The following is an 8983-nucleotide window of genomic DNA, read 5'->3' as shown; positions in this document are numbered from 1 at the left end:
AGAAGTCAAGAGTAGGGAATGGAGAGGTATAACTATACAGAGAATGAAGCGACACATATAGCCTGATTCAGTGCTTACTGAGGTAAAAACTCATCATCTATGACTTCTGGTAGCTGATATGGACACACCAGAGGAAAGGATTCCACTGACAAACCAGTTTCAGCTTTTGCTTGCTTAACCGCTTGTGCATAACACTCTGCAAAGACGCTCTCAAAATAGGATTTGAGACTAGGCGAATCATCTAGAGCTTCTTTGACACGTCTACGATGTTCAATGATGCTTCCTTCCCAGCTACCGCTTCTCTTTTCAGGCTGAAATTGCCATTTGAGCAAATGCACCAGAATTACAATCAGATTACTCTTGAGACTCCGACGCTCACTCCTTCCCATGTCGGCAATTTCTTCGATGAGGTTTTCCCAGTCCACGTTCGCGTAGTCGTGACTTTGCAATTTTTCCACAGTCGTTTGTATCCATTGCAAGTAATCCGTGTCATATAGCGTTTGGGAATGCGCCTTTAAAGAAGACATGGCAGTTTCCATCGGAAATGGTTAGATAATTTCTCGTAAGTAAGTAGACACAATTAAATGTAAGATGTCATTGCGAGCGGAACGAAGTTAAGCGTAGCAATCTCAGTCTTTGCGATTGCTTCACTTCGTTCGCAATGACGAACTATCTTATATTTATTTATATCCATCTACTTATATCTTTACAATTAACATCGGTGCGTTAACAGAGTGTAACGCACCCTACGGACTCTAAGAATTGGGAGGTATTGATTTTGCCAGAGGTGTAGTCTCGCGTTCTAGTATGTAAATTTTGCGATGTTCTGTTGATTCATCAGCATCGAGTGGAACGGTTAATCAAAACCTTCTCCAACGCTGCGTTTTACCTTTGCCATCACTCACCTCACCTTTAAAGGTCATTATCAATAGGACTTACGCACGGGTAACGGAAAACGAACCACAGAGAAGCCAGTGCGTTGGGCGGGTTCCCCGACTTGAAGCAACTGGCGCGGCGCAGAGGTCACGGAGGAATGAGAGTTTGAGAGGGTTTTCGCGTAAGTCCTAATCAAGTAAAAATCAAATTATTGCATCCTGTTCGGTCATGCTAGTCCAACCAACTTGGCGCTTAGTTCCCACGTGCGATCGCCTTTTTCATCATCGCGGGCTTGAGGAGAGACTTTTTGAACAAAGGACTTGCCATCTTTCTTCTGGCGATTTCCCCAACTCCAATAAGCACCAGATTGATTGTACTCAGGATCGGCAACTACCGCAGCAACCCGTTCTCCCGCCAATTCCTGAGACACATATCCCCCAGTGATGTACTTCTGGAATAAAGGGAAGATTTTCTGAAATAGGGGATAGTGGTTTCTAAATAGCGGCGTTTCTGCAACACATCCCGGATAGAGAGAGCTGAAGGCGATACCCGTTGACTCGTGATAGCGCCGATGCAGTTCTCGCATAGTCAGCACATTGCAAACCTTGCTGTCCTTGTAAGCTTTGACGGGTTCAAACTTCTTGCCATCAATCATCGAGATTGGCTCTTTAAATCCTTCTGCAAAGCCTTGCAAATCGCCCAAGTCAGGACGCGGCGGAATCTTTCCACCCAGTTCATCTGGATTGTGGGTGACAGTTCCCAAAATTACGAGCCTTGGCTCTGAAGATGACTTCTTCAGATCCTCTAGCATCAGGTTGCACAAAAGGAAATGTCCCAGGTGATTTGTAGCAACACTTAACTCAAATCCTTCTGGGCTTCGCAGTGGCTCTTTTAACAAAGGCATATAAATTGCGGCGTTGCATACCAAAGCGTCTAGGGAGTTGCCGCTTGCTCGGAAGTTATTTACAAATTGTCGAACACTTTCCAAAGAGCCAAGATCGATATGCATAATGGTGTAGCTGCCCTGGTGGGGGATTCCCACAGATTGGGCTGCAAGTTGAGCCTTCGCTATATCCCTACAAGCCATCACTACATACCATCCCCTTTCAACAAGAGCCTTGGCAGCGTACAAACCGACCCCTGAAGATGCACCTGTGATTACAACCGTTGACTTCCTATCCTGTACCATTCTATTCAGACTCTGTTAATCACCTTTTCCTATCTTCAGGATTTTACATCACTGAGTTGTACCAATATTTATTTTTGTAAATATGAGTTTAATATTTGGTAATAAATAAGCATTTAAATCAAGGTTTTTAGCTAACTTGTTTGCGAAATATTAAGCTCATATTCATCTTGATACTCAATGCTCACAGATAACTTTTAGGTAGGCGATCGCTGCTCTTGTTTGCGAACATTATTCTTAATTTTCCAATTCGGCATCGTTAAAACACCACTCTTTAGGCTTTTCAGCTAATGAGAGAGGTAAAGGATACCCACATTCAGCAGAAGTCCACCAATGACAGGATCTGAGATAATGTGTAATTACATGATGAAGTTTGAATTTATCTGGTGATGGCGTTGCTAGGATATTATGAGCGCGTGGCTGCGGAGCTTTCCAATCTTTTCTTGGAGATGGATTGTGAGCAGTGTTTTTGATAATGCATTTGCCTGTTTTCGGATCACGTTTATTTATTGATTTACCATCTTTGTTAGTTGATTTTTCGTATGTCCTCGATATCCAAGCCTGATAACGGCTCATCTCCTTAGCTAATTTATTAGTATCAGACTTTTCAGCAATGCTTAGGATAGTTTGAGTAAACTCAGTTGCATTTAGATCGCAATTTTGTGGAATGAAAATTCCTTTTGTAAAAGAAGCTGCACCTTTTATGAATGTTTCCTGTTTTGTTGCCAGTCCATATCCTTGCGGAACTTCATTATTCATCTTGTCACGTATACGAACAATGTGGATTTTGTTTGTTGGTGGTTTATCCGGCTTGAACTTGCTATCTTGTAACCAAGACCAATAGCTACGAGCATTTTGACCGTGAACAAATAGATAAATATCGTCAGCATCAGAGTATGTCTGGATCAACGTGGCCAACATATTATTGATGACTCGATCATAATTAACGTTATTAGATGTTCTGTGCTTTGCTAATTCGCAAATTGTTTCAGGTGTGGTTCTAAAATGCAGGTCTCTCTGAGGCAATAACATACTGACTTCATTCTTATAAATTACCGCTAAAATCGGCTCATTAAAACTTTGGTCTGCTGTTCTTTGGTTCCGCCGACTTACATACAAACCAGCATAGACGGTGTTATCATCAGGAGTTGATAAAGGATAATTTAGGCCGAATGGCAAAATGGCATCCAGGATTGTAGCAAGAGCACGATTATAAAGACTTTTTTGCAAATCTCCATTTATCTTAGTTTTTCCTGTTTCATTATCAGTGCCAATTTCCGTGGATAAGATGCACTGAGGAATAAAATTATATTTAGGTAAAAGAGATTTTAGATAAGGTTTTGGATCTTGATTACCACGATATCTAGGATGATCTGGAGATAGAATTTCTACGATCATCGGCATTGGATGTTCGGGTTGATTCTGCTGCCCAAATTCTCGAATATGACGGTCAATGATAACTGTTCGACCGTTTCTTTCCATCTCTACTAAAGGATCGGCTAAACCTTCAGATGTATAAAACTCTAGATTGAGACTGTCCCCAAAGTAATGCTTGGCAACTAATGCAAGAGCGTCTCGGACTTCTTCTGTGCGGTAACGTACTTGAATAGTTAAGTTATTTGCTCGCTCAGTTAGGAAGACTTTTAATTCCTTGTCAATCTTAGGAAGTTCATTTTTGGAAGGTTTAGGTCTAAAAATAGTTGGCGTGTCCTTAAATCGTTGCCTAATAGATTTTTTCAAATCCCCATCAACAGAAATCCTTTTCCAGGGAGCAGAAATTACTACGCTAGGTGGCAAAATATTTTTAATTTGTTCAAGTAATGTTCTCTCATCCCCAAAGGTAAATCCTGTTCCCCATCCCGCCTTCTGGTAGACTCGTGCAGGAACCAAAATATCTGTCTGGTCTGTTTCAATAAAATTTAATGGGTTTGCCAAGACATCCGTGATGTTTGGAATTTGCACTGATAAACTTTCTAAAATTTGGCTGACCTGTCGGTTTTTCCATTGTGGAACATACTCAGTTCCTTCCCGACGGTAATTTGCTTCTAGAACCGTGAAGGCATTTGGCTGTAGTAGGTTATAGTCTCCTAGCCAAGAGCGTAATCTGCGGACATAACATCTTGTAGTAAGCTTCTCTAACCGAATATCTGAGTCCTTTCCTTGTTTAACTATCCAACGCTTCATCTGAAAGTGAAGGTTGATTTTTTTAGGATCTATGTCACTTTGAGTCGATATAACAAGCGCCACAGATGCTCGATGACCATGTATATTTGGAATCGGTGGCCAAGATACAAGTTCAACTGTATTTCCGCTTTGTCCTGGGCCAAATAAAAATTTGAATGAATTTTCTCCTAGTTGATATTCGTGCTTGCTGAGTTCCCAAGCGATCGCCCAAGAAGGTGCCCAAAATTCAAGATGATTAGGTGCTGCTTCAGTCCATCGTTTCCTTATTAACCCCACTGATAACTGTTTGATTATCGTCTGGGCTAGGGTGCTGTCTAACAGCAATCACCATACCACCAAAGTAGGGCTCTCCAGTTAGGGGATGCATCATGTTAATAGCACGAGATATAGCACCCATTGGCGCAATTAAAAACTCCTTACCACGGCCTGGAAACTCAGTGAGTTTAGACCGAGAAACCTGATCCTCTGAAACCCAGCGACCATCTTGAACAACGTAAGATGCCCTATCTTGATAGGGATTTTTTAGAGAGTTGTAAAACGCCTTAGCTTCTGCATAACTATTTGTCACAATTAACAGATTTTTGCGATCGCTACCGACGTTTGCTGCTAAATAATCTTGAAATTGCTCAAGTAGTGGCTTGCCTTGTTTGCTTTTACGGCAAAGTCCTGCAATCATGTGGCTAATGTTCTCCTGCCGATCATCTCCTTGACTACCGGAGATAAAGACAGGATTTCCTGCATCATCGACAACGGGGCAATAAAAGAATTCGCTGTCATGCGCTACCGCTTTAGACTTCTCAGGAGGCGGTTCTATTAACAAAGTTGGCTTTAATTGCACATGAAAAGGATATGATTGTTCGGTATCTCCTGAGTAACTAGTTGCTGATGTAACTAACAAATTTGCTGGAGTCAGCCCATCTATGCTGAAGATAGAATTCCATTGGCTTAGAAGTGACCTACCCAAGGCAATCCCACGAAATATCCTAAGTTGTCTGTTGAGGAATTGAGCACTAGTCACAGAACCAACAGGAGAATTAGGTAGCAAGCTTTCAAAGTCACTTGGAGGGATTATTGGTAAGGTAGATTCCAGGTCAACGCTAGCGTAACCTCTAGCAGATACGTGCTTACCTAATGCACCTAATACATGGGCTGCATAAATGGCTAGTTGCAGCAATTTAGCAAGGTTGTCTATAAAGCGCTCGACATCAGATTCTAGTTGTTCAAATTTAATATCCCATCGCGTTGTTTGAATAAACTTTTTGCAGTTAGGATGGGGTACTGTAGTGAGCAAGTCTCCCGCTAATAATGCTCCAGAAACTAATGCTAAACGTTCTGCAATTACTGTGTCACTAGAGTTAAGACCAATGGTGTCAGGACTAACAGGATTATTTTGTATTCGCTTAAAAATTTCACGGTAGCGATCGTAGTTACGCTGATATTTAGATAAAGTTTGTTTTCGGATTTTGTTGGCACTACTTTGAACATGTGCTAATCCTGAAAGTTGTTCAGCCAACTTCTCAAAAAATGTCCAAGCTGTAAACAATCTTCCTTCCTGGGTATATGCTTTTAACAGTTTTTCAATTTCTTGACGAGAACTTTTACCTTTAATTGTGTTTGTAATATTTCTCATCAAATACATTAAAGCCCCAATTCCTCGGTTGGCTAAATGTCGTTGATCTTCTGACTGTTCTAAATAAGGATCGCGATATCTCCCTGGAACAACCACTTCGCCTTCCATCAGACCATGTACATGTTGATAAGATTCGGTTCTTGTCCATGTATCTTGAAACAACTCGAAAGATGCAAGTGTCTCTGTGGGATAGAAAATTTCATCTAGCTTGGGTTGAGCAAGATCAACTTCATCAATGATGAACAAATCTGTTGTTAGTGCCAAATATTCAAGGATGGTAATATTTTCAGTCAAATTGTGTGGAGCAACTTTCTTCTGAATAAACCCTTGTAAAGTTCCAACTATCAGTTGGGCATTTTCTAATGTAGTAGCTTTAATATGTCTGGGACAAATAGGAGCTAGGGGACAACTGTAAACCTTATTCGGATCATTAACATCTTGTAGCTTGCCGAAGCATGGTGGTCTGCTGCGCTGACCATTTGATGTTTGTGGAATCTGAGGCTGTGCCAAGCTATACAATGGGCAGGATTGTGACAGCCATTTAAAACCAGGATGGGTGAAAGGCTGCTGTTTGTTACTGAACATTACAGCTTGATTTAATCGGCTGAGGTGCTTGTGTCGTTCCGATTCTCCAATAATCGGAACTGCCCTGATCCCAACTTTTTGAGCAAATTCAAGCCAGTTCTGCACTTCACCTACACTATTTGTAGCAATCGCAACTCTTTTATTGCTATCTACCAAGAGTGCAACTAGGCAATCAATGAGGGTGGATTTGCCGCTTCCAGTCGGGCCTAAAATATGACCTTCTCCATCAATATAAATCTCTCTAGCTTCTTGATCATGTTGAATATCCCAATAGGTTGACTGATTAAGTATTTGCCCTGCGTCGTATCCTAAAATAGGTTTCAATTCAGTTCCTTTCTTAATCAAATCAGTTAGGGGTATTTTGATGGACTGACGATCCTTGGAAAGATTAATGCTGGGAATTTGAGTGGCATATTTTACACCAATATTGGCAATTTCTTTTGAAATTCTGATTGTGCGCGTCTGCTGTGGATTAATGTTGAACTCGTAGTCACCAGCCGGGGCTGGTCTGTATTTCGTTTGTCGAAACTTCACTGGCTCTTGAGTCAGAAGCCTTTCGTATAGGTCATACCGAGCCAATGCCATCTTTTTTGTTGGCGTAATTTTGTTTCGTGGGTAGTCGATGTCAAAACCTAGCCAACCAGAAGCCGAACTTTTGGCAGCCTCATCATATCTACGGAGAGCAATTTCCCAGCTAATTGAACTACGGAATTCTGGCGCTAAATGGCGTAGATGCTTCAAAATATCCCACTGTGCATCTGTAATACCTGGCTCTCGGTAGCCTTGCATCAGTAAATGTGCTTTCCGAATAGGTTGGTCAGGGAAATGAGTCCACAGAGCATGAAGCATTAATTCTGTACGGGCGAAATCGGAAAATTTCATCTCAATCGGTGGTGATTCACCTCCCATTGCTTTTTTTAGCACCTCATTCAAAGTACTGCTATCTCTCACTTCAAAACTCCCTTGACACACTTAATTAATTCTGACTCTGAAAAAACAGGCAAATTTCCCTTATACCGACTTTTAAAAGCTGCTTGGTATGCTAAATTTGTCCATCGGTAATCTGGGACTACAAAGAATGATTGAGACTGGCCAATATTTGGAATCGTATCTTGATTTAATTCTCTAGCTAACATGGTGGCGCTTCCCCAATCTTTCGCGTCAATTGCCCAAATATCTCCAGTCGGTAGTGTCACTTTCAGATCAGCCTTGTCTAGTTCTGGCCATAGTTCTACTTGCAATCCCATTTTTTCGAGAGTTCGAGCTAAACGCAATTCTATGAGGGAAGGTCTAATTAGGCAGATGACGGTATCTTCTATCGGTGCTCTATTTACTCGCCCTTCCAATGGTTCACAACAGCCTTCGATATCTCGTGCGGCACAATCCAAATATCCACCGCAAGTCTTGCATAATGGCATTGACTCAGATTGCGGTGGTGCATCCCGATATGCTTGCATCAATAGGTCTAAAACTGGCTCGATATCAGGATTATTAGAGCGAAATAAGGCAATTATTAAATCCGAAGGAAATGGGTTCTCAGCAATAAATCGACGGAAAAGTGTGTAGGTACTGTGGGGTAAGCTAAGTCGCTCAATTTCTGCCATTAGGCGTGGAATGTAGCTTTGATTCTGCTCTCGTTCCAAATTTAGTGCGTATCTGCTAGCCCAAGCTTCGCATTCCTCTGAGGGGCGCGTCATATTTCCAATTAATGGGTCTTCAGGATAATCGACGAACTCGGAAAAGTCTGGCTCAACTGCCTCTACTGACTGTCTGGCCCCCTCAACCATACACAATATAGCTGGATGTCGCATTTCCTCATCCCGCAGTATCCATTTCAAACTCAATCCTTGAAATGCTTCATATAATGGCTGTGGAAACGGTTGTGAGTCCTCGACTAGATAAGCTGGCTCACCTCGGTTGATGCGATCACAAATCTGCACAAGTCCTTTACATAACTTGATGAACAGAATTTCGTCCTCACTGAATTGCATATCCAGACTTTTATATAGCGATATTGACCGTTATTTTAATACATTTGAACTATTTTTCAGGCTTTAAGAATATTTATAATCACGTTGTTATTCATCGAGGTGGACAAAATTTTTGTAGTCCCCTCGATTTCTCACATAAATTTACTTTTGGCTAATACTTCCGCTCTTTTGGCTCAAACATAGTAATCGCCACCGGTCGATATTGAATATCAATTCCTGCTGGTGAATAGTAAGCCATTGTGTGTTTGAGGAAGTTGGTATCATCTCGCTCGGAATAATCCTCGCGGAAATGAGCGCCACGACTCTCTTGGCGATTTAAAGCTGATGCTAAAATAGTCTGTCCCACTACCATCAAACTTCGCAATTCCAAAGCTTCCACAAGTTCTGTATTCCAGCAACTACCTTTGTCATCTAAATAAATTTGCGGATATCGCTGTTGTATTTCTTCTAATTTGTGTAACCCTTCACTCATTAAAGCTTCAGTGCGGAAAACGCCGCAGTACTCAGTCATACAATCCTGGAAGGCTTGAC

The 8983-nt window shown here is 41.6% G+C and carries 5 protein-coding genes and 1 pseudogene; all 6 read right to left on the bottom strand.

Features of this window, described 5'->3' with window-relative positions; translation table 11 throughout:
* Positions 1-74 precede the first annotated feature (74 nt).
* Positions 75-539: a DUF29 domain-containing protein gene (locus tag LC574_RS13310; protein ID WP_229453965.1), complete on the bottom strand. Its 465-nt coding sequence runs from the start codon at positions 537-539 to the stop codon at positions 75-77.
* Positions 540-1102: 563 nt separating this feature from the next.
* Positions 1103-2065: a protochlorophyllide reductase gene (locus tag LC574_RS13305; RefSeq protein ID WP_229453964.1), complete on the bottom strand. Its 963-nt coding sequence runs from the start codon at positions 2063-2065 to the stop codon at positions 1103-1105.
* 234 nt (positions 2066-2299) lie between these two features.
* A complete protein-coding gene (locus LC574_RS13300) occupies positions 2300-4522 on the bottom strand; it encodes an RNaseH domain-containing protein (protein ID WP_229453963.1) in 2223 nt (740 codons plus the stop codon).
* Entirely contained in the window at positions 4494-7412 is a 2919-nt protein-coding gene (locus LC574_RS13295) for an ATP-binding protein (RefSeq protein WP_229453962.1), read from the bottom strand. The genes LC574_RS13300 and LC574_RS13295 overlap by 29 nt, the downstream gene beginning before the upstream one ends.
* Entirely contained in the window at positions 7409-8452 is a 1044-nt protein-coding gene (locus LC574_RS13290; RefSeq protein WP_229453961.1) for a hypothetical protein, read from the bottom strand. The genes LC574_RS13295 and LC574_RS13290 overlap by 4 nt, the downstream gene beginning before the upstream one ends.
* A gap of 151 nt (positions 8453-8603) precedes the next feature.
* Positions 8604-8983 (bottom strand): annotated as a pseudogene (locus tag LC574_RS13285) (succinate dehydrogenase/fumarate reductase flavoprotein subunit); the annotation flags it as partial.

This window comes from Nostoc sp. CHAB 5715 (assembly GCF_020829685.1).
Classification (GTDB): domain Bacteria; phylum Cyanobacteriota; class Cyanobacteriia; order Cyanobacteriales; family Nostocaceae; genus Nostoc.
The sequence above is the reverse complement of the archived record's forward strand: the minus strand, read 5'-3'. Positions and strand labels throughout refer to the sequence as shown.